Here is a 364-nt window from a genome sequence, read left to right as displayed (position 1 = left end):
GGGCCGGGCATCCCCGACGAGATGCTGCAAAATGCCATGCAGCCCTTCTTCCGGATTGAAACATCGAGAAACCGCGACACAGGCGGAACAGGTCTCGGACTGGCGATCGCGCAGCAGCTCGCCGGAACGATCGGCGGCTCGGTTCGCCTCTATAACAGGCAGGGCGGCGGGCTTGCGGCCGAGGTGGCCTTTCCCTGACAGGGATGCGGGTCGACGATAACCGGTGACAAAGCGCCGATACTTTTCGATACAGTTTCGCAGTTTCCGGAAACATGCCGGATACGCTGATCCATCACAAAGCTCCTATCACGAAACGCCGCAGCAGCGGCAAATGAATGGAGCCTCCCATGACCAAGATCGAGAC

1 protein-coding gene is annotated in these 364 nt (G+C 59.6%); it reads left to right on the top strand.

The window, feature by feature from the left end; genetic code table 11:
- The coding region (locus tag AB4Z23_RS29075; RefSeq protein ID WP_441361384.1) for an ATP-binding protein at positions 1–198 on the top strand (198 nt) is incomplete at its 5' end.
- Positions 199–364 lie beyond the last annotated feature (166 nt).

This window comes from Agrobacterium sp. MCAB5 (assembly GCF_052114365.1).
GTDB classification, from domain to species: Bacteria; Pseudomonadota; Alphaproteobacteria; order Rhizobiales; family Rhizobiaceae; genus Agrobacterium; species Agrobacterium tumefaciens.
This window is presented reverse-complemented; position numbering and strand designations above follow the sequence as displayed.